The following is a 22,523-nucleotide window of genomic DNA, read 5'->3' as shown; positions in this document are numbered from 1 at the left end:
TCCGGCGGAACAGGACCTGATTCGAGATGAAGAAAGTTGCCTTCCTTGCCGCGGCGCTGGCCGTCGCGACGACGACGTTTTCCGCTGCGGCACAGCAGCCGTGGATCAAGGACCGATCCTACGGCGAAGGCATCGGTATCCGCACCGGTAACCTGGAGCTGCACCCGGGCATCGCCGGCGAGTTCGGATACGACTCGAACTACTTCCAGCGCGCGGACGACGAGAAGCCCATCGTCTCCATGTTGCGCCTGCGTGTCACGCCGCACCTGACGCTTTCGACTCTCGGTCAGCAGCGTCGCGGGCAGCAGGGCAATGCTGCGCCGCCCACCTTGAACTTCCGCGCGGGCGTGTTCGCCTCGTACAACGAGCTGATCGCGACGGACTCGCAATACTCGAGTGAAGCGTCGGACCAGCGGCACGTGGATGCCGGCGCCAACTTCTCCTTGGACATCCTGCCGCAGCGTCCCTGGGGCTTCGACCTCTACGGCGACTACCTGCGGACGGTGGAGCCCTCCAACGACTTCAACACCGACCGCGCCTTCGACCGCGACAGCTTGCGCTTGGGCGCGGGGATCAACTGGCGGCCGGGCGGCGGCCTGTTCGAGTGGCGCTTGGGCTACGAGCTCCAATACAACTACTTCGAGCGCACGCTGTTCCAGGATTTCAACAACGCCCAGCACTTCGTGAAGATGCGGAACCGCTGGCGCTTCCTGCCGCGGACGGCGCTGATCTACGAAGGGGACGTCGGCTTCCTGCGCTACTCCCAGACGGACACGCAGAACAACGCCCAGACCATCCGCTCCCGCATCGGCGTGAACGGCCTGGTGACCAACCATTTCGCGTTCTTGGCGTTGGGCGGTTGGGCCGCCAGCTTCTACGAGAGCACCGGCGGCATTCCGGTGCGGAATTACGACGGCCCGGTCGGCCAGGCCGAGCTCAAGTGGTTCATCCTGCCGCAGCCCACGCTGCAGCCGGGGGATGCCACGGCGGGCCTCGCGTCCATCGCCATCGGCTACGTGCGCGACTACACCAACAGCTACCTTGCGGATTACTACCGGCGGGATCGCGGCTACGCGAACCTCTCGTACTTCATCGGCGGCCGGGTGCTGCTGTCGGCCGAGGGCGGCCTCTCCCACCTGACGCACTCCACGTCGTTCTTCACGGACGGTACGGTGCGCAACGCGAGCTTCGGTGAGAACCGCGTGGATGCGCGGCTGTTCGCCGAGTACCGGCCCAGCGACACCATCGGCATCAACACCACCCTGCGTTACGACGCCGCGCTGGACGATAACCGCATTCGCGACAGCCAAGCGAACCCGGCATCAGTCGACAACCTGCAGTTCACTCGCTACCAGGCTTGGCTCGGCGTTCGCTGGTTCATGTGATCCTCGGCCGGCAGAGCCCGGTCCCCGCCTGACAAGATGTCTTCACTCCTGAAAGCGCGGCTCGCGGCGCTCTTGGCCGTGGTGCTGTTGGTGGTCGGTTGCGGCTCCAACATGGACAACTCCCACGTGCGGCTGGCGCCGCCGCAGGAGAGCACCACGCTGGGCCCGGGGGACGTGTTCCAGATGGAGATCGTGGGTGAGAAGGACTTACCCACGGAGTATCAGGTCGCTTCCGACGGCACCGTGGATCTGCCGTACATCCAGACGGTGAAGGTGGGGGGCCTGGAGCCGCAAGAAGTGGCGCGGGTGGTCCGCGAGAAGCTCATCGAAAAAAAGATCCTCACGGACCCGAGCGTGGTCATCTCCGTCAAGGAGTACAGCAGCAAGCGGGTCACCGTGTTGGGACAGGTGCAAAAGCCCGGGAGCTTCCCGCTCACGCCGGGGCTCAGCCTAGTGCAGGCGGTGAGCTTGGCCGGCGGCTTCACGTCCATCGCGAACAAGGACCGCGTGAACCTGACCCGGCGGACCAAGACCGGCACTCGCACCGTCGTGCTGTCCATAGATGCCATCATGGAAGGCCGGTCGGCGGACATCCCGCTGCAGGCGGGCGACTCCATCTACGTGCACGAGCGCGTGTTCTAACGCGCGTAGCGCGCGGACAGCACGAAGCGGTACTCCGGCGCGGTGACGCCGGCGAACTGGTCGGAGCCACGGCTGGAGAGCGGGATTGCCGTGCCGCCGCCCAGCGCGAGGGCGAAGGCCGGATCGGCGGTGGGGACCGAGCGGAGGGACGCGAGCCACTCGCTCACGATCAGGGTGGAGCCGTCGGGTTGGCTCACCAGCGTGGGATCCACGTACGCCTCGGCGCCGAAGCCGAGCAGCTCGTCGTCGAGGAGATCGACGGAAAAGCCGAGGGCGCTGTGCAGGGTGGCGCCGATGCGCGCGGACGCGAGGCGTGCCGTGCGCGCGATGCGAGCGCCGACAGCGCCGGCGAGGTGCAGACGTCCCACCTCGGCCCCGAGCAGCAGCTCCGGCGCCACGCGGAAGGCGCCACTCGACGCGTAGCGATCCGCGTCGCCTACGGGAACGGAAAGCGTGAGGTTCGCGCGCGCGCCGAAGCCGCCGGCCGTGCGCCAGGCGTCTGGGACGGGCAAGGCGTAGCCCGCGCTGATGCGCGGGTCGTGCACCGCGGACGAGCCAATTGGTGGCGCGCTCTGGCTGGTGACGCCTTCGGCTCCGGAGCCGCGTTGGTGCAGCGTCACGGGCGCAGCGAGGCCCAGATCTAGATCGCCGGCCACGTAGGACCACAGATACGTGGCGGTGAGCGCATCGCGCACGACGTTGATCTCGCGTCCTTCGGGGTCCGACGATTGCGCCTTGAGCAAGATCGGTCGCGACATGTAGCTGAGGCCCATGCCGTAGCCGAACCCTGGGGCCGAGCTGCCGGCGCGCGGAATGCCGAAGAAGCGCGTGGCGCCGGGCGCGAACCACAGGTTCTCGGAATCGATGCAGGTGGAAATCCCCGATGCCGGGTCGCAGTCGACGTCGGTAGCTCGGGCCTGGGGCGCGATGAAGAGCAGAGTGGCGACGAGCGCGCCGGCGAGGGCGGAGCGAGTCATGGGCCGGGACGATAGCGCGACGGTGGCCCCGCCGTCCGCTGATCTGTGCTACCCGGTGTCCCGTGATCGACGCCGATACGCCCCTGTTGCTCGGCTCGGCGTCGCCGCGTCGGCGCGAGTTGCTCGCGGATCTCGGGATCCCGGTACGGGTACGGCCCGCTTCGGTGGACGAGAGCGTCGCGCCGGGTGAGGGGGCCGCGGCGTACCTGCACCGCGTGGTGGACGCGAAGCTCGCGGCAGTGGGAGCCGAGGCGACGGCGGACGTGGGGGGGCTCTTGGTGGCCGACACCTCGGTGGTGGTGGATGACGAGATCCTCGGCAAGCCGGCGGATGCCAGAGAGGCGGCCGAGATGCTGCGCCGACTGGTGGGGCGGGCCCACGTGGTGATGACGCGCTACGCGATTGCGCGCCCCGGGCCGGAGCGGGTGAGCGCCCGCACGGTGGAGACCCGCGTGGTCATGCGCGGCGCCAGCGCCGACGAAATCGCGCGCTATGCCGCCACCGGCGAAGGGTTCGACAAGGCCGGTGGCTACGCGATCCAGGGCATCGGCGCGTTCTTGGTGGAGCGCATCGAGGGCTCGTACTCCAACGTCGTGGGACTACCGCAGTGCGAGGTCGTTCGGGATCTGCTCGACGCCGGCTTGCTGCATGGCTTTCCGTGAGCGCGCCGCGGCGAAGTGACGCTGCCATCGCCACTTCCGTGGGCCTCGTGGCGCGCCTCGCCGTTGTGCTGTGGGCCTACCCGCGCTTTCCGCCCACCGCCGACGGCGACTTCTACCACGTGCTCGCGACGCGCATCGCCGAAGGCCACGGCTACAGCTGGCTGTGGAAGGACGGAGCCGTCACCGCCGTCGCGCACTATCCCGTCGGCTATCCGGCGCTCGTTGCCGGGCTCTACGCCGTGTTCGGCGATCATCCGGTCCTGGCGATGTTGCTCAACGCGGCGCTCGGGGCGGCGAGCGTGTGGGCCGTTCATCGCATCGCGGCCACCGTCGCGACCCGCACGGGCGCCCTGTTCGCCGCGCTGGCGGTGGCGCTGCATCCGGGGCTGGTGCTGTATACCCCGGCGTTGATGACGGAGGGCGTCACCGCGTCGCTGGTCGCCCTGGCGGCGTGGTGCGCGGTGCGCCGCCGCACCGCGGCCCTCGTCCTGCTCGGCCTGGTGCTGGGCGTCGCGACGCTGGTGCGCCCCCAGACGCTGCTCTTCGCGCCGCTCTTCGCCCTGGTCGCCGCGCCGCGGCGGCGCGTCCTTTCGGCTCTCGGCGTCACCGCCATCGCTGCGGCGTGTGTGGTGCCCTGGACCGTGCGCAATTGCCGGGCGATGGATCGCTGCGTGGTCGTCAGCGCCAACGGAGGCTGGAACCTGCTCATCGGAGCCACCCCCGGTGCCAACGGAACGTTCGTGCCCATCACCGGGGACAGCGTGCCCGAGCCCTGTCGCACGGTGTGGGGAGAAGCAGAGAAGGACGTCTGCTTCGAGGGCGCCGCGACGAAGCTGATTCGCGAGCGCCCGCTGCGTTGGCTCTCGCTGATCCCCGCGAAGCTCTCCTACACCTTCGACTACGCCGGCGCTGCGGGATGGTACCTCCACGCCTCGAACCCGAGCGCCTTCGGGGATCGGGCGAAGCTCCGCTTGGGCGTGATCGAGACCTTCTGGCAGCGGGCACTCACGGTCCTCGCGCTCTTCGCCGTCGCCCGGGCCGAAGCCAAGCGCCGTCGGGCGCGTTGGGCCCTGGCGGTCGTCGGCTCCTTGGTGTTGCTCTCGCCCCCGGCCTGGGTGGCCATCGTGCTCTTGTGCGTCTCGGCGGCGCTCCTGGGCCGCCGGCTGCTCGATCACCCTCCGGCGGGGCTCTGCCTCGGGGCCCTCGTCGCCACGCTGCTGACCCACGCCGTGTTTTTCGGTGCCGGTCGCTACTCGCTGCCGTGCTTTCCGCTGATCGCCGCGCTGGCGGGGACGTTTTTGACACTTCGCCCTGGGCCGGGCGATACTTCGTCGGACCCAAAGGAGCCGTCTACATGCCCCTGATCGAGACCGAAGAGGCCGCCCGTCGGCTCGCCCGCGCCATCGCCAGCGATCTCTCCCTGTACAACGAGGAGAAGATCATCCGCGGCATCGAGCAAGACAGCCTGTTCGACGAGCTCAGCGAGGAAGTGGAAGAGGGTCGGGCGCTGTACAAGAGCCGAGTCTCTCCTGATCTGTACGCTAAGAACTTCTACGATCGCGCCTTGGTCGACATCTTGGTGAAGTCCAAGGGCCACATCAAGAGCAGCATCTGGTAGACGCTTGCCGCGCTTCGTGCTCGACGACGAGCTCGCCGGCGAACGCATCGACAAGGTCCTCACCCGGCTGATGCCCGGGACTTCCCGCGCGTCCGTACAACGCTGGATCGACGAGGGGCGTGTGCACCTTGGCGGCCAGCCGTGCCGGCAGAAGGACGTGGGTCGCGCCGGCGACGTGATCGACGTGGATCCCGGACCCGCGCCGCCGAGCCGCGCCGAGCCGGATCCAGGCGTCGAGATCGACGTGCTGTTCGAGGACGCGCACCTGGTGGTGGTGAACAAGCCCGCCGGCTTGGTGGTGCACCCGGCGCGGGGCCATCGCGGCGGCACCCTCGTCAATGGCCTCCTGGCCCGACCGGATTTCCGCCGCCCGCCGAGCGATCCCCGAGATCCGGAGGGGGCGCTGCGGCCGGGCATCGTACAGCGGCTGGACAAGGACACCAGCGGCGTTTTGGTGGTGGCCAAGGACGACGCCACCCGCGAAGGGCTCAAGGCGCAGCTCGCCGTGCACAGCGTGGAGCGAGCCTATCTGGCGCTCACCGTGGGCGTGCCACGAGATGGCACGCTCGACACGTTTCACGGTCGCCATCCAAAGTCGCGGCTGCGCTTCACGTCGCTTGGTGACTCCGGTCGTCGTGCCGTCACTCACGTGAGCGTGATCGCGCGACTGGCCGGCGGTCGCGCCGCGCTGGTGCGCTGTCGGCTCGCCACCGGGCGTACGCATCAGATCCGCGTGCACCTGTCCGAGCAGTGCAAGACGCCGATACTGGCCGACGCGCTGTACGGACGTCCGCTCGCGGATCCCGATCTCGGTGCCATTGCGGATGCCCTCGGCCGGCAGGCGCTCCACGCCGCCGTGCTCGGCTTCGTGCATCCCATCACGGGTGCGGAGCTGCATTTCGAGGCGCCGGTGCCGGATGACTTCGCCCGAGCTCGAGCCGCGCTGTCCGCTCTTTCTCGATAGAATGTCGGTCCGCCGCGGTAACGCCGCGCACTACGTCAACGGCGGCGGCGCCAACGCACGATGAAGTAGCCGATCGCGACGGCGATGATCAGCCCGCCGACGACGCCGATGCCCCAGGGCGGCCAAGCGAACTTGCCGCGAGCCAACCCGGGTGCGGGGCGCTCGACGACGATGCGCGTCTTCGGGCCAGCGCCCGCCGCGCCGGCGTCGAGGCTGACCGACTCTTGTCCCATGGGTAGCGACCGCTTACACAGCTCTTTTCGGCGGCGCAACCGACTCGTGCCCGCGGGACGTCTTCTGCTAAGCTCGCGACCCGCTTTTCCGGAGTCTCGAGCTCAGTGACCGCTTCTGCTTCCCCCATCGCCGAACCTTCTCGCGACGTCGAGCTGCTCGACGGCTGCGCCCGAGCCGTGAGCCGGCTCAAGGAGCAGGTGGCCCGGGTGGTCGTGGGGCAGGACGAGGTCGTTGACGCGATGCTGGTCACGCTCTTTGCCCGAGGCCACGCGCTGCTCGTGGGCGTGCCTGGCCTCGCGAAGACGCTGCTCGTCTCCAGCGTGGCGCGGGCCCTGAGCTTGACCTTCGGGCGCGTGCAGTTCACGCCGGATCTGCTGCCCGCGGACATCACCGGTACCGACGTACTGAACGAGGTGGAAGTGGGCGGCGCGGTGCGCCGAGAGATCCGCTTCATGGCCGGTCCCATCTTCAAGAACCTGGTGCTCGCGGACGAGATCAACCGGACCCCGCCGAAGACCCAGGCGGCCCTGTTGCAGGCGATGCAGGAGCGTCACGTGACGGTGGGCGGCTCGACCCACGCGCTGCCGGATCCGTTTCAGGTGTTCGCCACCCGCAACCCCATCGAGCAAGAGGGCACCTACCCACTTCCGGAGGCGCAGCTCGACCGCTTCTTGCTCGAGGTGCATGTTGGCTACCCGACGGAAACCGAGGAGCGAGAGATCGCTCGCCGCACCACCTCCGGAGCGCCGCAGGAAATCGAGCCCGTGCTCGACGTGGACGAGCTGCGAGCCCTCGGGGCGCTCGTGCCGCGCATCCCCGTCACGGACGAAGCCGTGGATCTCGCCGTGCGGCTCGCCCGGGCCACGCGCCCCAGCGCGCCGGACGCACCAGAAGAGGTGCGCCAGTACGTGCGCTTCGGTGCGGGGCCGCGGGGCAGCCAAGCGTTGGTGCTCGCCGCCAAGGCTCGCGCGGCGGTGCAGGGGGAAGCCGCAGCGGACATCGAGGACGTCCGTCACTTGGTGCTGCCCGCGCTCCGACACCGGATGGTGCTGAGCTACCGCGCGGAGGCCGACGGCGTGCGGGACGCGGACGTGGTGGCGGCAGTGTGTCAACCCAGGTGAACAGTGGGTCTAACGCGCTCGAAACGCCGGGGCGCGCTTTTCGCAGTAGGCGTCGAGCCCTTCGCGGGCGTCGTCGCTGGCGAACAGCTCGGCCTGCAGCTCCCGTTCCAGGGCGAGGCCTTGATCGATGGGTAGATCGATCGCCGCTTGCACGGCGCGCTTGATGCGACCGACCGCCAGCGACGCCTTGGATGGTGGCGTGAACTTGTGGGCGTAGTCCCGCACCTTCGCCTGGAAGGTCTCGACGTCTCGCGTCTCCCACAAGTAGTGGACCACGCCCCACTCGAGGGCCTGCTTCTGAGAAAAGTACTCTCCCTCGATCATCACCTGCATGGCGCGAGCCCGGCCGATGAGGCGCGTCAAGCGCTGCGTGCCGCCGGTGCCCGGCAACACGCCCAGGCGAACCTCGGGCAGACCCATCTTGAAGTCCCCCTGCCGCGCGATGCGCACGTCGCACGCCATGGCGACCTCGAGGCCGCCTCCCACGGTGTGTCCGTTGAGCGCGGCGATGCTGAGCTTGGGGGTCTCTTCCAGGCGACGCAGGGTCTCGTTGGCGTGCAGGCAGAAGTAGTACTTGAAGTTCTGGTCCGCCTCTCGGAGCATGTCGATGTTGGCGCCACAGCAGAAGTAGCGGTCCCCCGAACCCGTGAGCACGATCACGTGGACGTCGGGATCGAAACGCGCCTCCAGGATGGCGTCATCGAGCTCCTTCATCATCTCGTGGGTGTAGGCGTTGACCGGCGGGTCGTTCAGGGTCACGACCGCTACGCCGTGGTGCGTGTCGTAGTCGACGAGATTCCCCATGGCCCGTGGACACTAATGGCCCATCCCGTAGCTGGCAATCCATGGATTCTCGGCTACACGCTCGGTCATCTGGGAAGCGGCACCCGCCCCGCCAAGGCTGATTTCCGTGGTGACGGGAGGCATTTCGGGCGGAATTGGCGCTAAGCTCGGGCACTGCCCTGCATGGACCGAGACAGCCTCAAGCTCGAAATCAAACGCTTGATCCTCACGGAGCTCGACATCCGAGACAAGACCGAAGCGGACATCGACGACGCCGCACCCCTGTTCGGCGAAGGGCTCGGCCTCGACTCCCTGGACGCCCTGCAGCTGGCGATGGCCATCGAAGAGCGCTTCGGCGTGGTGATCCCGGAGGGTGAAGAAGCCAAGGTCATCTTCGCTTCCGTGAACGCCCTCGCGGACCACGTGCTCGCCACCCGATGACAAGGGCCCGTATCGCCGTGACGGGGGTCGGTGTGGTCTCCGCGCTGGGCGCCGACCAGAGCTCCACCTTCTCCGCGCTGATTGCCGGGGAGCGTGGCATCGCGCCGGTGACGCTGTTCGACGTGGGCGGACAGCGCAGTCGCTTGGCGGCCGAGGTGCGCGGCCTCTCCCCGAGCGACGTCGCGCCGCGAGGGCAGGGGAGCGAGTGGAGTCGGAGCGACGCGCTGGCGGTCTTGGCGGCGCGCGAGGCGCTGGCCTCGGCCGCGGTGCCCGCGGGGCAGCCGCTCCACTTGGCCGTGGGCGCGACCACCGGTGGGATGTTCGAAGCCGAGAGCGTGCTGGCGCAGATGCACACCGCTGGCGAGAGCGATGCGGCGCGGCGGCTTTTGTCCTATCCGCTGTCGACGTCCGCGGAGCGAGTGGCGGAGAGCGTCGGGGGAGTGGTGGAGCAAGCCACGCTGTGCAGCGCCTGCTCGAGCGGCGCCAACGCCATCGTGCTGGGGGCGGCGTGGCTCCGTTCCGGCGCAGCGCGGCGCGTGTTGGTCGGGGGTACCGACGGACTTTGTCGCCTGACCTTCGCCGGCTTCAACGCCCTGGGTGCCACGGACCCCGAGCCTTGTCGGCCCTTCGACGTTGGTCGCGCGGGCCTGAACCTGGGCGAGGGCGCCGCCTTCCTGGTGATGGAGCTCGAGGAAGAGGCCGTGGCTCGAGACGCGACGGTGCTCGCATGGCTCGACGGCTGGGCCGTGGGCGCGGAAGCGCATCACATCACGCATCCCGAGCCGGGCGGAGCCACGGCGGCGGAGCTCATCGAGCGTGCGCTCCGCTGTGCGGGGCTCGGGCCGCGAGATCTCGACTACGTGAACGCTCACGGCACCGCGACACCTCAGAATGACGTCGCCGAGGCCGCGGCGCTGCGGCGGGCCCTGGGTGAAGAGACACATCGGGTGTGGGTGTCGTCCTCCAAGGCGCAGGTCGGCCATACGCTGGGCGCCGCCGGCGCCGTGGAGGCCGTTTTCTCGGTGCTGGCCCTGGCGCGGGGCGAGATCCCGCCCACCGTTGGGCTCGAGCATCCCGACCCGCAGGCGGACCTCCACTACGTGCGTCACCGCGGCAAGCAGCTTTCGATCCGCTCGGCGCTGTCGAGCTCCTTCGGATTCGGTGGCACCGACAGCGTGTTGGTCTTCACCCATGCGGGGGCCGAATGGCGCGGTGCCGACCCGCGGGCCCGGCGCACGTTGGTCACGGCGCTGTCGAGCATTGGTCCTCTCGGTCGGCTGCGCGGCATCGACAACGCTCTGCTCCTCGCGGACGCCGGCGCCGCACCCGCGGAGCTCGAGGATCCCCTGGCGGCGCTGGACCCCGCGCGCTCGCGTCGCTTCGATCAAGCCTCGGCGCTGGCGACCAGTGGCGCGGAGATGGTGCTCGAGGGACGCGATGGCCGCGGCGTCGGGCTGGTGGTGGGTTCGGCGTTCGGCAACGTGGAGCGATCGGTCCACTTCCTCGAGCGACTGTTCGAGCGCGGTCCGCGCTTCGTGAGCCCTGCGGAGTTCCCGCACCTGGTGCCGTCGGCCCCATCGGGCAACGCATCCATCTACCTGGGCCTCACCGGGCCCGTGCTCGGGGCGGCGCGCCTCTCGGCGTCCGCCGAGGCGAGCGTGTCCATCGCTTGTTCATTTTTGGGTTTGGGCGTCGCGGAAGCGATGGTGGCGGGCGGCGCGGAGCCCCGCGACACGGTGGTGGACCGCGTCCTCGCGCCGCTGCACGTGGACGGCGCGGGCGGTGAGCGGCCTGGCGGTGCCGCGTGCCTCTTGCTCGAAGCGAACGCTCCCGAGGCGTTGGCGGAGGTCGTGCTGTGCCGCGAGCTCTCCCGCGCGACGGAGCTGCCGGATCCTGGCGAGGGCGCCGTGGTGATCACCACCCTGTCCGCCGAACGCCACGACGCCGTCCTCGGCGACGGCGCCTGGGCGGCGGTGCCGCGGCGCGCGCTCCATTCCGGCCTGGGGCGCGCCGAAGCGTCGAGTGGCTACGCTCTCGTCGCCGCTGCCGCCCTGGTGGCGCGAGGGGAGGCGTCGGAAGCGCTGGTGCTGGGCGGCATGCGGAGTGCGGTGATGGCCACCTTGCTGCGGAAGCCCGGGGCGTGACGGCGCGGGTCATCGCCTACGCAGCGGTATCGGCCCAGGGCCGCGGCGCTTCGGCCGTCTCCGTGGGCGACGCTGGCGACGCGCCGCCTTCCCGCATCGCCCGCGACGCGGCGCTCGAACGCGCCGGCCTGACACGACCGTACTGCGCGCGTGCGGCGCTGCCACCATCGAAGGATCGCGGCCGCGCGGTGCTGGAGCTCGTGGCGCAGGATCTGGCGGCGGACCTCGAAGCGCACGCCGTCGCGGGCCGCCTCGCCGTCGTGGTCGGCACTTCGTCCGGGGGCATGCAGAGCCTGGAGCACGCGGTCGCGGGGCGCGCCGTGGATGCGCGGGCCGTCCCGTACTTCGGTCCTTTGGCTGCCCTGGAGCGCTTCCACGCGGCGACGCGCATCCAGGTGTTGGCCGCGTGTGCGTCGTCCACTTTGGCCATTGGCATCGCCCTGCGACTGTTGCAGCAGGGCGCGGCGGATCTCGCCATCGCCGGCGGCTACGACGCGGTCAGCGATTTCGTCGCGGCGGGCTTCGAGGCGCTGGGCGCGACCAGCGCCGAGGTCCGGTCGTTTCGCCTTCAGCGGGAGGGCCTGGCGTTGGGCGAAGGCGCGGCGCTCCTGGCCCTGGCGCGGCCGGAAGCGTTCCCCGACGCGCCGACCTTGGGCTACGTGACGGGTTTCGGCGCCAGCTCCGACGCGCGTCACGTGACGGCGCCGGATCCCGATGGCCTCGGCCTCGCGCGGGCCGCCGAGCGCGCGCTGGCAAACGCCGGACACCCTCCGATCCACGTCGTGAGCGCGCACGCCACGGGCACCCCCCACAACGACGGCGCCGAGGCGCGGGCCATCTCCCGCGTGGTCTCGAGCGACGCCGTGGTGCATCCGTTCAAGGCGGTGGTGGGTCATTGTCTCGGCGCCGCCGGCGCGCTCGAGAGCCTGGCGGCTCTCGACGCCCTCGAGCGCGGCGTGCTGCCGGCGGCGGCGGGTGAGGGGAGCGTCATACCGGAGCTGTGCGCGCGGCTCTTGTCCCGCGTGGAGCGGGGCAACCCCGAGCATGCGTTGAAGCTCTCCAGCGCCTTCGGCGGTGCCAACGCCGCGCTGGTGCTTTCCAACTCGCGCGGGCCAGAGCCGTCCACGCCGCGGCAGGTGTACGCCAGCCCGGCGCTGTCCGTGAGCTCGCCGGAGGTCGACCCAAAGCTGGTCCGTATCCCACCGGAGCGCCTCTCGCGCCTCGACGCCCTGAGTGCCTGGGTGCTCGCCGCGGCGGTCCGTGCGCGGCCTCTGCTGTCGCACCTGGACCTCGGCGGCGTGGGCGTGGTGGTCGCGACGGCGGCTGCCACGCTCACGATCGACGAGGACTTCGAGACCCGTCGGACGCGCCGCCGGGCGGAGCCCCGCCGCTTCCCGCCCACGTCCCCCAACGTTTGCGCCGGAACCGCGGCCATCGGGCTGGGACTTGGGGGGCCGTCCCTGTCGGTGGGGGCCGGGCCGGAGCCGCTCGGGGAGGCGCTGATGGTCGCCCGCGCCCTGATCGCCGCGGGGGACGCAGGGGCGATGATCGTCATTGCGGCGGAGGACGTCGGAGATTTCGTCCGGGAGCTGTGGCGTAGCGCGGGCTTTGCGCCGCTCGCGAACGGGGCCGTTGTGGCCGTGCTGGGGGCGGATCCCGCCCTGGGCCGAGCGCTACCCGCGGACCCCACGGAGCTTTTTCGCGGGCTGAAATGAAGCCTTGCCCGGCCCGCCCGGCTTTGGCAGTGTGCCGGCCGGAATGCGCCCCGGTTTTCGGGCGTTTAGCCGACACGCTCCGCATGCGAAATCGACGCGTTCGCCTTTTTCCCCTGGTCGCGGCCCTGCTCTTGGGTCTGCTCGTGGTCAGCTGTACCCCCGAGTACATCCCCAACACGGACGTGGAGGACACGGCCGAGAATCGGGGGGTCATCTCCTTCTGTGAGGAGTATCGCAGGGCCGTCGAGCAGCGGAAGATCGGGCTCTTGCTCCAGCTCGCAGCGCCCTCGTACTACGAGGACGGCGGCAACGTGGATGCGACGGACGACATCGACTACGCCGGGCTGAAGGACTACCTCGAGGACAAGTTCAAGCAGACCAAGGCGATTCGCTACGAGATCCGCTATCGCAAGGTCACCCACGGTCGGAAGGACCATCTGCTGGTCGACTTCACCTACAGCGCTTCCTACAAGATCCCCACGGACAAGGGAGACGTCTGGCGCCGCACGGTGGCCGACAATCGCCTCGAGCTCGTGCAAAACGGAGACTCCTACAAGATCCTCTCCGGCATGTGACACGTTGCGTCACATTGAAGTTGCTGACCGGGTGGGCCGTCGGTCAAACTCACTCTACTGCCTCACCTCTTGGCCGAGCGCCCGCAAGGCTTGGTCGAGGGAAATGACGCAGTAGTGTTAGGACGCCAACCCGCGTCGGGTTGGCCCAGGACGACCCGCAACAATGCACAAGCCCAAGGTCGCCTTCGTGGGAACCGGGGGGGCCGCACGAGGCATCGCGCATCTCGGAGTGCTCAAGGCCTGCGAGGAGCTCGGCATCTATCCGGAGATCTTCGTCGGCGCCAGCGCCGGCGCGATCGTCAGCGCCACCTACGCCCAGGGCATCCCCCTGGACGTGCTGCTCGATGGCTACCGCCTGCCGTGGAAGCGCCGCCACCGAGGGCCGCGCTTTCACATGCGCACCTTCTTCGGTGCGCCGAAGATTCGAGATCTGCTCGACCCGGGCTACCTCACCAGCGGCCTTTTCTCGATCGATCGTCTGGAGCGCTATCTCCGCCGCCACCTTCCGGTGAACGACTTCCGTCAGGTCGATCGGCGATTGATCGTGACCGCCGTCGACATCGATCGCGCCGAGCGCGTGCTGTTCGGCCGCGGCTACGATTCCGAGACGCCGATCAGTCGCGCCGTCGCCGCTTCGTGCTGCGTGCCCGGGCTGTTTCGACCCTACGAGATCGACGGCCGCTATCACCTCGACGGCGAGGTGGCCCGCACGTTGTCCGCCGACGTCGCCGTGGAAGCCGGCGCCGACGTGGTGATCATCTCCAACATCTACCGGCCCGCTCCCGGGGGCCGTGAGAGCCGCAGCATGGCTCGCCGGGGCCCGCTGCAGGTGATCAACCAGTCGTTGAACATCATGCTCACGGAGAAGGAGCGACGCGGTGTGGATCTGTATTCGCACGTTCATCCGCGCTGTCACTTCATCGACGTGGCGCCGGACATCGGGCGTTACGGCTACTTGAATCGCTTCGCGGCGCGCTCGCTGGTGATGCGCGGCTATCGTGCAGCGCTCCAGGCGCTGGTCGTCGCCAAGGAGCAGGGCGTATTCGACGTCCCGCGCTCCGCCGTCTCCGGTCCCCCGAACTGAGCGCAGATCGCTGCCAGCAGCCAGATCTTGTCGGGGCGGCGCGGCCACGTCGCGCTGCACGACACGGCGCGAGCACGCCGTCTCGGTCAGCGCACCATGATGGCGCAGCTCTGGCCGTCGAGGGTGCGGGTGTCACCTTCGCCGCCCGCGGCGCGGGCGGTCCACACCGCGCGATCGTATTTCTGGTTGTGGGCGTAGCTCAGCGTCAGCGCCTTGCTCGACGGGAGCCCCGACGCGACGGCGGCGCGCCAGGCGGCGTCCAGGGTGCAGCTGGGCTCGGCCACGCCCACGCTCTTGTCCGCGTCTTGCGCTTGCTTCTCCGAAGCGCCGACGACGGTGACGGTGACGACCAAGCGGGCGGGGCCGACGGGAGCACCGGGACCGAGGCGTCCCGTGGGTTTGCCCCAGGTGACGACGACACTGGCCTTGGGATCGTCGAGCTTGCCGGCGGCTACGGGCGCGGCTTCGATGCTCAGCAAGCTCGCGTCACGGTACCAGCTGGTCGCTCGGCGCCGGGCGTCGGTGAGCGCCTGAGACAGCTCCACGGACGTCGGAGCTGCGCTGTCGGTCGGGGCCGGCGGCGGCGGCGCGGCGGCGCTGGCCGAGGGCGCGGGCTTCGCGCCGGCGCCCAGCGTCCACCAAAGCAGGAACACGCCCACGATGATCACGGCGCCGCTGACCATCAGGATGGCCATCACCGGGGCCTTTGGCTTCGGCTTGGGACGCGCCATGACGCCGCGATGCACTTGCTGTGGAACCGAGCCCATCACTTCCGGAAGCAGTGCACCGCAGGACGGACAGCGACCGCCCCCGGTGGAGACGAAGGTGCCGCAAGCGGGGCAGGCGTGGGAGTGCGGAAGGTTCGACATGGGTCAGGGGATCTGAAACTCCTCGAGCATCTCCACGATCACGAAGCCGGTGCCCGAGGGCCGCAGCAAGAACGCGATCTCGTCGCCGAACAGGCGCGTGCGCCCCGTTCGCGGCACGGCCACCGGAACCTTGATCAAGACGTCGTCGCCTTGGACCGACATCGGAAGGGCGCGCGGCGGACGGAGCTCGTTCACGTCCTTGGCGCTGTAGGTCTCGAGGTCCGCCTCTCGAAAGATCACCTGACCGGCGAGGGAGCCGTAGTCCAGACGGCTGAGGCGCATCTGCCAGAAGCTCCGGGCGCGCTGGCGACCGCCGCTCGACCCGCCGTTGACCCAGGCCTGCTCGTCCAAGAGTGGCTCCAGGTCGTCGTAGGAGCTGCGGGCGATGGCGCTGAAGAACTCGCGCACCACGTCGCGTGCACGCTCCGGATCCGCCGGCGCGTCCAGGCTCACCAGTCCGCTCTCGGTGTCCGCTTCCGCGCGCGGCGGTGGAAGCTCCGGCGCGGGATCCACTGCCACGCCCGGTGCGTGTCGCGGTTCGTCCGAGAGCTCGCCGGTGGTCGGGAAATTTGGTGGCCGTTGGCCACACGCGCTCAGCACGAGCAGGCCAAAGGCCCAGGGCCCGAGGCTTCGATCAGAGCGGCTCCGTGTGCGGGTCATCCGTGCGAGTGAGCGTCACGATGCACGGGCTTTCGACGGCTGTCCAGCCCGCCGGAATGGCATCCAGCTCCGAGCCGATCACGGTGAAGCGGGTACTGTCGATGCTGGGGATGCGCGTCTTGCGCAGGCCCTCTTCGCCGAGCAGCTCCTCGACGTCGTGGCGGCCCTTGAGGACGCGGTAGGCCATGGTCCCGTTGCGGTGCACCGCGAGCATGTGCTCGCCGTTGGTGACCAGGATGTCCCCGCGGTTTTCGGCGTGGCCTTCCTCGGCGCTCAGGCGATCCACCAAGGAAATGCTGCTGCGCAGGGCCTGGGCCACGTGCTCCGGGGCGACGTGGGTCTGGTTCAGATGCCCCGCGTCGTGCAGGAACGACAGGAACAGGTAGAAGAACATCTCGCTGTCCGTGTCCCCGCGGATGTTTCGACTCAGAAACTCCGGCTGGGAGGCGAGCAGACGATCCCGGAGGCGCTCGAAGCCCACGATGGTTCCGGTCTGGGCGAAGAGCCAGTTGCGGTAGCGGAACGGGTGGGTGTTCTCGGTCCTCAGCGTGCCCACGCTCGGATGACGCACGTGGCCGACCAGGATGTCGGTCCGGATGTTCTCCGCGGCCTCGGCCAGGTCGATCACGTCTCGCTCGTCCACCGGGCGGCGGCGCAGAAGGACTTCCCCAGACTGATAGAAACCAATCCCCCAACCGAGCGGTTCCTCCGGCGACGCTTTCACGCGCAGCACCGGTGCGTGCAGCGCGAGCACACGCGCGCCCAGGTCTGCACGATTACCGATGAAACCGAACATGCGGGCCATCAATTCCTCCGGGCTTCCCTCGGGAGTCGAGACATCCTCGTTAGCATGGGTCCTCGGAAGCGAGTTGTCACATCCGCTTTGACATCTGCAATGACCCAATCCGTGGCTCCGGAGAAACGAGCCCGCTTCTCACCATGCGTCAAGAGGCAGACCGCATGTTTTTCGGCCAATAGGCCGAGCAGCGGGACTCGCGTTGCTCGCCAGAGCGCGCTAACACCCGAGATCGTGACTGGTTCGGACTTCAAGGAACGCCTGCTCGCCGTCATGGAACGGAAACAGCACTGGGCGTGGCCGGCGTTTCAGAGTGGGTTGGTGCCGGCGGCGCGCCTACACGTTCACCTCGAGCAAGAGTACGCGACCTACGTGCGCGACTTTCCGATCATGGTGGCGCGCGCCTACGTCACGTGTCCGATTGCCGCGGCTCGCCGCGAGCTGATCGAAAACGTGTACGAAGAGGAGACCGGCGGGCTCGTGGCCGGTCGTCCGCATCCGGAGTTGTTCTTGGACTATCCGCGGGGGCTGGGCATGGATCTGGAGCGTTTCGAGCACGTCGAGCTGCTGCCGGGAGCCACGCGCTACCGGGCCTACCTGGACGACGCCACCCAGCAGCGGGGATGGGACGTGGCCGCTGCCGTAACGACACTCTTCGTCGAAGGCACCCGCTTCGAGCGGGGCGAGCTGGATCCCGCAGCGGAGCGCCGCCCGGAGCCACCCCTGTCCGAGCATCCACTGGTGAAGCACTACGGCCTGCCCCTCGAGCGGCTGGCCCTGACCAAGGCGCACCGTCAGGTGGAGGGCTCGCATCGCGCGGCGGCTTGGCGCGTGATCCTCGAGCATGTCCCCGAGGCGCGGCAAGACGCGGTGGTGGAGGGGCTGTCCGGGGCTCTCGAGGCGTGGCTCGACTACCGCGACGACGTGGCTCGGGCGGTAGGGCTCGTGCGCGGGCCGAGCGGCGAGATCCGGGTGACTTCGTGAAGACGGCCTTCGTGGGCGGCGCCACCGGCTACACCGGCCGCGAGGTCGTGCGCCAGCTCGCCGAGCAGGGCGTTCGCGTGGTGGCTCACGTGCGACCCGACTCTGGACGCCTCGCGGAGTGGCGCGAGCGGTTTTCCGCCATGGGGGCGGAAGTGTCCACCGCCGCCTGGGAGCTCGGGGCCATGACCGAAGAGCTCACGCGCCTCTGTCCCGAGGTGGTGTTCGCGCTGCTCGGTACCACGAAGAAGCGCGGCGCGACGACGGGGGACAGCTACGAGAGCGTCGACTACGGCCTCAGCGCGTTGTTGCTGAAAGCCGCCGAGGGGTCGGGGGTCGCGCCGCTGTTCGTGTACCTGTCCGCGGCGGGCGTGAGCGACACGGCGAAGGGCGGTTACTACGGCGCGCGGGCGCGCGTGGAAGGGCTGCTGCGCGACTCGGCGCTCTCGAGCGTGATCGCGCGACCGTCGTTCATTACCGGGCCGGACCGAGACGAGTCGCGCCCTGGGGAGCGTATCGGAGCGACGGTGAGTGACGCCCTGCTCACGACGCTGTCGTGGGTGGGGGCACGACGTCTCAAAGAGCGGTACCGATCGACGAGCAACGTGGAGCTTGCTCGCGCTCTGGTGCGCGCCGCACCAACACCCAATGAAAAAATGCTGATTCTCGAGTCCGAGGATCTCCGCAGCTGATTTTCCGGCCTCGGCGCGATCCCCGTCAGGGCGAGAGGCGGTTCAGCATGCGGGGGAAGGGGATCGTCTCCCGAACGTGTGGCAGGCCGCACATCCAGGCCACGGTGCGCTCGATGCCAAGGCCGAAGCCTGCGTGGGGGAAGCTGCCGTAGCGGCGGACGTCGAAGTACCACTGGAAGGCGTCTTCCGGCAGGCCGTGGGTCTTCACTGCGGTTTCGAGGACCGAGAGATCGTCTTCGCGCTGTCCGCCGCCGATGACCTCGCCGTAGCCCTCTGGGGCGAGCACGTCCATGCACAGGCTGAGCTCGGGGTTTTCGGGATCGCGCTTCATGTAGAAGGCCTTCAGCGCTGCCGGGTAGCGATGCACGATCACCGGACGATCGAACTTCTGGCTGATGACGGTTTCCTCGTCGCCTCCGAAGTCGTCGCCGGGCTTCGCGTCGTGACCGGCCTCGCGCAAGATGTCGATGGCCTCGTGGTAGGTGATGCGCGGGAACGGCGCCTTTATGGCTTCCAGCTTGCTCACGTCGCGCTCCAGGACCGCGAGCTCCTGCCGCCGCGTGGCGAGCACGTGAGCGGCGATGGCCGACAGGAAGTCCTCCGCAAGTTGCATGTCACCGGCGAGGTCCATGAAGGCGACCTCTGGCTCCACCATCCAGAACTCCGCCAGGTGGCGTCGCGTCTTGCTCTTCTCCGCGCGGAACGTGGGGCCGAAGCAGTACACCTGCCCGAAAGCAGCGGCGGCGGCTTCCATGTACAGCTGGCCGGATTGCGTCAGGTACGCCTTCTGCTCGTGGTACGTCGTCTCGAACAGCGTGCTGGTGCCTTCGCATGCGTTGGGCGTGAAGATCGGGGCGTCCACCAAGGTGAAGCCGCGATCGTCGAAGAAGCTGCGCACGGCCTGGATGATCGCGTGGCGCACCCGGATGATCGCGTGCTGCCGGCGGCTGCGAAGCCACAGGTGGCGATGGTCCATCAAGAAGTCCGTGCCGTGGTCTTTCGGCGAGATCGGGTAGTCGTCCGACGGCGCCAGAACGGTGAGCTCCTTGACGCCCACCTCGAAGGTGTCTTCGTGCTTGGGATGGGCACGCACTTCGCCCACCACGCGCAATGACGACTCCTGCCCCAGGCCGTCGGCCAGCTGGAAGAGCTCGGGGCTCACGTCTCCCTTGAACACGATGCACTGCACGATGCCGGTGCCGTCGCGAAGCTCCAGGAACACGAGCTTCTTGCTGGAGCGCTTGTTGTAGAGCCAGCCTTCCAGGGTGACGGTTTCGCCGACGTGGGAATGGAGGCTATCGATGCTGACGCGGGCCATGGGGGCGAGATAGCTCATTATCGCGTCGATGTGGTAGCCTGCGCGGCTGTCATGAAGTCCCTGCGGGATTCGTTCGCCAATTTCGCGCTCCCGCTCTGCGCGGCGGCGCTGGTCTGCGTCCTTGCGGCCTTCGGTTGCGGTGCCGTGTACCCGGAGATCAAGACGCCGGTGCGGCCGGCGCCTGCGGGCAAGGAGCTGTCGCCACCGCCGCCGGCGGACGTGCTCTACCTGGCGTTCGAGGGGGCCACCATTCCCAGCACCACGCGGGATGGCCGGCGTTGGGACGCCGTGGGCGGCGCGGCGCCGGACCCCTTTGCCAAGCTGTTTCTGGGGGAAGAAGAGATCGTCCGCACGCCGGTGCAGTCCAACACCCTGACGCCCACCTGGCCGGACGGGGTGAAGAGCAACTACCGGGTGCCCAAGGGCAGCGTGCTGCGTGTGGAGCTTTGGGACAAGAACCCCATCAACAACCATCCCATCTGCGTTTGGGACATCAAGCATCCGCATCGCGAGGCGCAGCAGGGGAGCCTCGACATCTTGTGTGACAGCGGCGCCAAGGTGCGGCTCGCCATCGCCCCGGCCAAGGCCAAGATTGGCGTGGGCTTCTACTACGAGCTCCGGACCCAAGACGTGTACGTCAGTCGCGTGGTGGCGGAGTCTCCGGCTGCCCGCGCCGGCGTGAAGCCCGGGGATCGCATCATGGCCATCCAGGGCAAGGACGTCCGCAAGATGGAAGAAGGCGAGCCCAAGAGCCTGATCAACACCAACTCGCAGGTGGGCTTGCACCTGACCCTGAAACACGACGACGGCTCGGTGGTGGACGTCACGCTGAAAGACGGTCCCATGTACCCGCTGCACAGCGAGGAAATCCCCGTCGAGTAGGTGTTTGGCTCGCCGCTGGCTCGCCGTCGCTGGCGACGGTGCAGCTTGACGCCCCCGGGGGACGGGCCAAGAGACAGGCCATGACTTCGCTGCAAGATCGCGCGGCGCGAGAAGGCGCGCTGGTCGTCGCTGCGCCCGAGCTCGGCTGTCTGGAGGTCACGGGAGCGGACCGGGCGAGCTGGCTGAACGCCGTGCTCACCTGCGATACCGCGGGCGTGGCGCCGGACCGAGGCGCTTGGGGCCTGTCGCTGACCAAGCAGGGAAAGATCGTGAGTGACCTGGTGCTGGTGGCCAGCGCGGACGCCATCTACTCGAGCGCGGCGCCGAACCGCACGGCGGAGCTCTTGTCGCATCTGGATCGGATGCTGGTGATGGAAGACGCGGAGATTGCCGACCGCAGCGCGGAGCTCGGGTTCCTGTTCCTGCACGGCCCCAAGGCGACGGAGCTCGCGCGGGACGAAGGCGCCATCGCTCTGGGCGCGGTGGACCTCACCGGTCTCGGGGGCGCGGCGGTCGTGGTGCGCCGAACCGACGCTCGAGAGGTGTTGGAGCGGCTCACGAACGCGGGCGCCGTCGTCGGGAGTGCGGAGGACTGGGAGCGCCTGCGAGTGGAACGCCGGGTGCCGCGCTTCGGGGTCGACTTCGACGCCGGGGACAATCCCCACGACGCTTCGCTGGCGGAGCGCGCGGTGTGTTGGACCAAGGGCTGTTACCTGGGGCAGGAGGTCGTCTACATGCAAAACGCCCGAGGCAAGACCAAGCGCAGTGTGATCACGCTGCGACTGTCCGCAGACGCGACGCCCGGCATGGCGGTGAATGCGCCCGGACACGACGCGGCGGTGGGCGAGCTCACCACGGTGGCCAACAGCGCCGTCGCCGGGCAGCTGCTGGCGCTGGCTCGGGTTTCTGCTGCCTTTGCGGAGCCGAAGACCCGGCTCTTGGTGGCGGGAGCCGAGGCGGAAGTGCTCGCCGAGCCCGTCTGATTGCAACCGGCGAGGCCGACCACTACCGTAGCCGAAATGGCGTCGAAGAGAGAGTCCGTGCTGCCCGGCGAAGACCACCGCACCGAGAGCGGCTACCGCGTCGCAGAAGGAGTCTTGGGGCTGATCGGCGCGACTCCCCTGGTGCGGTTGGCACGGGTGTCGGACGCCGCTGGGGCCACCGTGTGGGCCAAGGCGGAGCTGATGAACCCGGGCGGCAGCGTGAAGGACCGCCCGGCCTTCGGCATGATCCTCGGCGCGGAGCGGGAAGGTCGCCTGAAGGAAGGCGCCACCATCGTGGAAGCCACCAGTGGCAACACCGGGATCAGTCTGGCGATGATCGCTGCGGTGCGCGGCTACCGCTGCGTGCTGGTGATGCCGGAGGACATGAGCCTGGAGCGACGCTACATCTTGCGCGCGTACGGCGCGGAGATCGTGCTCACCTCGGCGCTCGATGGCATGGCTGGCGCCGTGGACAAGGCCGAGGAGATCCTGGAGCAGACCGACGGCGCCTTCATGCCGAGTCAGTTCGATAACCCCGCAAACCCCGAGTCTCATGCCCGGGGGACGGCGCACGAGATCCTCGAGCAGGCGGCGCCGGGCCTCGCGGCGTTCGTGGCGGGGGTGGGCACCGGGGGTACCGTCACCGGCGTCGGCCGCACCCTCAAGCAGCACGACAAGAACATTCGCATCGTTGCCGTGGAGCCCCAGGCCAGCGCGGTGCTCAGCGGCAAGCCGGCGGGCATGCATGGCATTCAGGGCCTGGGCGCGGGCTTCGTGCCGGAGATCGTCGACCGCAGCGTGATCGACGAGGTGGCGGCGGTGAGCGACGTTGCTGCCGAGCGCATGGCACGGCGTCTGGCACGGGAAGAAGGACTGCTCGTCGGCCCATCCTCCGGCGCCAACGTGCACGCCGCCTGTGAGCTCGCCAAGACGCTGCCCAAGGACTCGAAGGTCGTCACCATCTTGTGCGACTCCGGCGAGCGCTACTTGTTCTGAC

The 22,523-nt window shown here is 69.0% G+C and carries 24 protein-coding genes; 17 read left to right on the top strand and 7 right to left on the bottom strand.

The window, feature by feature from the left end; translation table 11 throughout:
- Nucleotides 1–26: 26 nt before the first annotated feature.
- Both H6717_12150 and H6717_12145 read left to right on the top strand, forming a co-directional pair.
- Nucleotides 27–1,385 (top strand): hypothetical protein, encoded by a 1,359-nt coding sequence (locus H6717_12150; GenBank protein ID MCB9577764.1) that lies wholly within the window; start codon nt 27–29, stop codon nt 1,383–1,385.
- 36 nt (nt 1,386–1,421) lie between these two features.
- The gene (locus tag H6717_12145; GenBank protein MCB9577763.1) at nt 1,422–2,027 is read left to right on the top strand and encodes a polysaccharide biosynthesis/export family protein; all 606 of its coding nucleotides are present in this window, start codon (nt 1,422–1,424) and stop codon (nt 2,025–2,027) included.
- On the opposite strand, the gene H6717_12140 is transcribed toward H6717_12145, so the two are convergent.
- Nucleotides 2,024–3,004, bottom strand: a complete 981-nt coding sequence (locus H6717_12140) for a hypothetical protein (protein MCB9577762.1) — start codon at nt 3,002–3,004, stop codon at nt 2,024–2,026. The genes H6717_12145 and H6717_12140 overlap by 4 nt on opposite strands.
- A gap of 62 nt (nt 3,005–3,066) precedes the next feature.
- On the opposite strand from H6717_12140, the gene maf reads away from it, so the two are divergent.
- From maf to H6717_12120, 4 genes are all read left to right on the top strand, one after another.
- Nucleotides 3,067–3,666, top strand: coding sequence for a septum formation protein Maf (gene maf, locus H6717_12135; protein MCB9577761.1), 600 nt, complete (start codon nt 3,067–3,069; stop codon nt 3,664–3,666).
- Nucleotides 3,612–5,030 (top strand): glycosyltransferase family 39 protein, encoded by a 1,419-nt coding sequence (locus H6717_12130; GenBank protein ID MCB9577760.1) that lies wholly within the window; start codon nt 3,612–3,614, stop codon nt 5,028–5,030. The genes maf and H6717_12130 overlap by 55 nt, the downstream gene beginning before the upstream one ends.
- On the top strand, nt 5,021–5,284 hold the full coding sequence (locus H6717_12125) for a hypothetical protein (protein MCB9577759.1): 264 nt from the start codon (nt 5,021–5,023) through the stop codon (nt 5,282–5,284). The genes H6717_12130 and H6717_12125 overlap by 10 nt, the downstream gene beginning before the upstream one ends.
- A gap of 70 nt (nt 5,285–5,354) precedes the next feature.
- Nucleotides 5,355–6,248: an RluA family pseudouridine synthase gene (locus H6717_12120; GenBank protein MCB9577758.1), complete on the top strand. Its 894-nt coding sequence runs from the start codon at nt 5,355–5,357 to the stop codon at nt 6,246–6,248.
- A 35-nt stretch (nt 6,249–6,283) separates the two neighbouring features.
- Here H6717_12120 and H6717_12115 read toward each other — a convergent pair whose 3' ends face one another.
- The gene (locus H6717_12115) at nt 6,284–6,481 is read right to left on the bottom strand and encodes a hypothetical protein (GenBank protein ID MCB9577757.1); all 198 of its coding nucleotides are present in this window, start codon (nt 6,479–6,481) and stop codon (nt 6,284–6,286) included.
- Nucleotides 6,482–6,721: 240 nt separating this feature from the next.
- Between H6717_12115 and H6717_12110 the strand changes: the two genes are divergently transcribed.
- Nucleotides 6,722–7,603 carry an AAA family ATPase gene (locus tag H6717_12110; GenBank protein MCB9577756.1) on the top strand — a complete coding sequence of 294 codons (882 nt, stop codon included), beginning with the start codon at nt 6,722–6,724 and terminating at the stop codon, nt 7,601–7,603.
- A 9-nt stretch (nt 7,604–7,612) separates the two neighbouring features.
- On the opposite strand, the gene H6717_12105 is transcribed toward H6717_12110, so the two are convergent.
- Nucleotides 7,613–8,407 (bottom strand): enoyl-CoA hydratase/isomerase family protein, encoded by a 795-nt coding sequence (locus tag H6717_12105; protein MCB9577755.1) that lies wholly within the window; start codon nt 8,405–8,407, stop codon nt 7,613–7,615.
- Between the two features lie 162 nt (nt 8,408–8,569).
- Here H6717_12105 and H6717_12100 point away from each other — a divergent pair, with 162 nt between their 5' ends.
- The 5 genes from H6717_12100 to H6717_12080 all read left to right on the top strand — a co-directional run bounded on the left by H6717_12100 (nt 8,570) and on the right by H6717_12080 (nt 14,345).
- The gene (locus H6717_12100; protein ID MCB9577754.1) at nt 8,570–8,827 is read left to right on the top strand and encodes a hypothetical protein; all 258 of its coding nucleotides are present in this window, start codon (nt 8,570–8,572) and stop codon (nt 8,825–8,827) included.
- On the top strand, nt 8,824–10,971 hold the full coding sequence (locus H6717_12095) for a 3-oxoacyl-ACP synthase (GenBank protein MCB9577753.1): 2,148 nt from the start codon (nt 8,824–8,826) through the stop codon (nt 10,969–10,971). Before H6717_12100 ends, H6717_12095 begins: the two co-directional genes overlap by 4 nt.
- The gene (locus tag H6717_12090) at nt 10,968–12,686 is read left to right on the top strand and encodes a 3-oxoacyl-ACP synthase (protein MCB9577752.1); all 1,719 of its coding nucleotides are present in this window, start codon (nt 10,968–10,970) and stop codon (nt 12,684–12,686) included. Before H6717_12095 ends, H6717_12090 begins: the two co-directional genes overlap by 4 nt.
- A gap of 131 nt (nt 12,687–12,817) precedes the next feature.
- The gene (locus H6717_12085) at nt 12,818–13,261 is read left to right on the top strand and encodes a hypothetical protein (GenBank protein ID MCB9577751.1); all 444 of its coding nucleotides are present in this window, start codon (nt 12,818–12,820) and stop codon (nt 13,259–13,261) included.
- Between the two features lie 163 nt (nt 13,262–13,424).
- Nucleotides 13,425–14,345: a patatin-like phospholipase family protein gene (locus H6717_12080; GenBank protein MCB9577750.1), complete on the top strand. Its 921-nt coding sequence runs from the start codon at nt 13,425–13,427 to the stop codon at nt 14,343–14,345.
- 86 nt (nt 14,346–14,431) lie between these two features.
- On the opposite strand, the gene H6717_12075 is transcribed toward H6717_12080, so the two are convergent.
- The 3 genes from H6717_12075 to H6717_12065 form a co-directional block, all read right to left on the bottom strand.
- On the bottom strand, nt 14,432–15,214 hold the full coding sequence (locus H6717_12075) for a zinc ribbon domain-containing protein (GenBank protein ID MCB9577749.1): 783 nt from the start codon (nt 15,212–15,214) through the stop codon (nt 14,432–14,434).
- Between the two features lie 3 nt (nt 15,215–15,217).
- Complete coding sequence (locus tag H6717_12070; protein MCB9577748.1) at nt 15,218–15,733, bottom strand: hypothetical protein; 516 nt, start codon at nt 15,731–15,733, stop codon at nt 15,218–15,220.
- 115 nt (nt 15,734–15,848) lie between these two features.
- Nucleotides 15,849–16,679 (bottom strand): class II glutamine amidotransferase, encoded by an 831-nt coding sequence (locus H6717_12065; GenBank protein MCB9577747.1) that lies wholly within the window; start codon nt 16,677–16,679, stop codon nt 15,849–15,851.
- Nucleotides 16,680–16,943: 264 nt separating this feature from the next.
- On the opposite strand from H6717_12065, the gene H6717_12060 reads away from it, so the two are divergent.
- Complete coding sequence (locus tag H6717_12060; GenBank protein ID MCB9577746.1) at nt 16,944–17,654, top strand: iron-containing redox enzyme family protein; 711 nt, start codon at nt 16,944–16,946, stop codon at nt 17,652–17,654.
- Nucleotides 17,651–18,343 carry an NAD(P)H-binding protein gene (locus tag H6717_12055; GenBank protein ID MCB9577745.1) on the top strand — a complete coding sequence of 231 codons (693 nt, stop codon included), beginning with the start codon at nt 17,651–17,653 and terminating at the stop codon, nt 18,341–18,343. The genes H6717_12060 and H6717_12055 overlap by 4 nt, the downstream gene beginning before the upstream one ends.
- Nucleotides 18,344–18,368: 25 nt before the next feature.
- On the opposite strand, the gene asnS is transcribed toward H6717_12055, so the two are convergent.
- The gene (gene asnS / locus H6717_12050; GenBank protein ID MCB9577744.1) at nt 18,369–19,661 is read right to left on the bottom strand and encodes an asparagine--tRNA ligase; all 1,293 of its coding nucleotides are present in this window, start codon (nt 19,659–19,661) and stop codon (nt 18,369–18,371) included.
- A 51-nt stretch (nt 19,662–19,712) separates the two neighbouring features.
- On the opposite strand from asnS, the gene H6717_12045 reads away from it, so the two are divergent.
- From H6717_12045 to cysK, 3 genes are all read left to right on the top strand, one after another.
- Nucleotides 19,713–20,543: a PDZ domain-containing protein gene (locus H6717_12045; GenBank protein ID MCB9577743.1), complete on the top strand. Its 831-nt coding sequence runs from the start codon at nt 19,713–19,715 to the stop codon at nt 20,541–20,543.
- Between the two features lie 80 nt (nt 20,544–20,623).
- The gene (locus H6717_12040; protein ID MCB9577742.1) at nt 20,624–21,526 is read left to right on the top strand and encodes a folate-binding protein YgfZ; all 903 of its coding nucleotides are present in this window, start codon (nt 20,624–20,626) and stop codon (nt 21,524–21,526) included.
- A 36-nt stretch (nt 21,527–21,562) separates the two neighbouring features.
- Complete coding sequence (gene cysK / locus H6717_12035; GenBank protein MCB9577741.1) at nt 21,563–22,522, top strand: cysteine synthase A; 960 nt, start codon at nt 21,563–21,565, stop codon at nt 22,520–22,522.
- Nucleotide 22,523 lies beyond the last annotated feature (1 nt).

The sequence above is a fragment of the Polyangiaceae bacterium genome, assembly GCA_020633235.1.
Lineage (GTDB): Bacteria > Myxococcota_A > Polyangia > Polyangiales > Polyangiaceae > JACKEA01.
The sequence above is the reverse complement of the archived record's forward strand: the minus strand, read 5'-3'. Positions and strand labels throughout refer to the sequence as shown.

Coding starts and splice junctions, on each gene's coding strand:
- H6717_12150 (MCB9577764.1), top strand. CDS start 27: ATGAAGAAAGTTGCCTTCCTTGCCGCGGCGCTGGCCGTCGCGACGACG.
- H6717_12145 (MCB9577763.1), top strand. CDS start 1,422: ATGTCTTCACTCCTGAAAGCGCGGCTCGCGGCGCTCTTGGCCGTGGTG.
- H6717_12140 (MCB9577762.1), bottom strand. CDS start 3,004: ATGACTCGCTCCGCCCTCGCCGGCGCGCTCGTCGCCACTCTGCTCTTC.
- H6717_12125 (MCB9577759.1), top strand. CDS start 5,021: ATGCCCCTGATCGAGACCGAAGAGGCCGCCCGTCGGCTCGCCCGCGCC.
- H6717_12120 (MCB9577758.1), top strand. CDS start 5,355: ATGCCCGGGACTTCCCGCGCGTCCGTACAACGCTGGATCGACGAGGGG.
- H6717_12115 (MCB9577757.1), bottom strand. CDS start 6,481: ATGGGACAAGAGTCGGTCAGCCTCGACGCCGGCGCGGCGGGCGCTGGC.
- H6717_12110 (MCB9577756.1), top strand. CDS start 6,722: ATGCTGGTCACGCTCTTTGCCCGAGGCCACGCGCTGCTCGTGGGCGTG.
- H6717_12105 (MCB9577755.1), bottom strand. CDS start 8,407: ATGGGGAATCTCGTCGACTACGACACGCACCACGGCGTAGCGGTCGTG.
- H6717_12100 (MCB9577754.1), top strand. CDS start 8,570: ATGGACCGAGACAGCCTCAAGCTCGAAATCAAACGCTTGATCCTCACG.
- H6717_12095 (MCB9577753.1), top strand. CDS start 8,824: ATGACAAGGGCCCGTATCGCCGTGACGGGGGTCGGTGTGGTCTCCGCG.
- H6717_12080 (MCB9577750.1), top strand. CDS start 13,425: ATGCACAAGCCCAAGGTCGCCTTCGTGGGAACCGGGGGGGCCGCACGA.
- H6717_12075 (MCB9577749.1), bottom strand. CDS start 15,214: ATGTCGAACCTTCCGCACTCCCACGCCTGCCCCGCTTGCGGCACCTTC.
- H6717_12065 (MCB9577747.1), bottom strand. CDS start 16,679: ATGGCCCGCATGTTCGGTTTCATCGGTAATCGTGCAGACCTGGGCGCG.
- H6717_12060 (MCB9577746.1), top strand. CDS start 16,944: ATGGAACGGAAACAGCACTGGGCGTGGCCGGCGTTTCAGAGTGGGTTG.
- asnS (MCB9577744.1), bottom strand. CDS start 19,661: ATGGCCCGCGTCAGCATCGATAGCCTCCATTCCCACGTCGGCGAAACC.
- H6717_12045 (MCB9577743.1), top strand. CDS start 19,713: ATGAAGTCCCTGCGGGATTCGTTCGCCAATTTCGCGCTCCCGCTCTGC.
- H6717_12040 (MCB9577742.1), top strand. CDS start 20,624: ATGACTTCGCTGCAAGATCGCGCGGCGCGAGAAGGCGCGCTGGTCGTC.
- cysK (MCB9577741.1), top strand. CDS start 21,563: ATGGCGTCGAAGAGAGAGTCCGTGCTGCCCGGCGAAGACCACCGCACC.